This window comes from Rhodopseudomonas sp. BR0G17 (assembly GCF_010907025.1).
Lineage (GTDB): Bacteria > Pseudomonadota > Alphaproteobacteria > Rhizobiales > Xanthobacteraceae > Rhodopseudomonas > Rhodopseudomonas palustris_H.
The window spans coordinates 1-395 of record NZ_QUML01000226.1 but is presented as its reverse complement, the minus strand read 5'-3'; the positions used below and the strand labels follow the sequence as shown (position 1 = coordinate 395).

The window sequence follows — 395 nt, the reverse complement described above, 5'->3', positions numbered from 1 at the left end:
GGTCATGTGCCGTGCCGCTGCCTGGAACGCGTGGAACACGCCATCGAGATTGGTGGCGAACATCGAGCGCCACTGTTCCTCGGTGCGGTCGATGAAGGCCTGCCGGCCGCCGCCGCCGATGCCCGCATTGGCGAAGCAGCCGTCGACGCGGCCGAACGCTTTCAGCGTCGCGTCCATCGCGGCCTTGACCGACGCCGGATCGGTGACGTCGCAGATCTGCGCTTCGACCTTGCCGGGCATGTTCGCCATGGTGGCCAGAGCGGCCTGGTTCTTGGTCGCGTTGCGGCCCCAGATCGAGACGTTGCAGCCGGCGGTTGCCAGCGCCTGCGCCATGCCGAGGCCGATACCACCGTTGCCCCCGGTGACGACCGCGACGCGGCCGCTCAGATCGAAAA

At 68.4% G+C, this 395-nt stretch carries 1 protein-coding gene; it reads right to left on the bottom strand.

The features are described 5' to 3' along the window. A partial coding sequence (locus DY467_RS25965; RefSeq protein WP_164639920.1) for an SDR family NAD(P)-dependent oxidoreductase occupies positions 1 to 395 on the bottom strand: 395 nt, incomplete at both ends.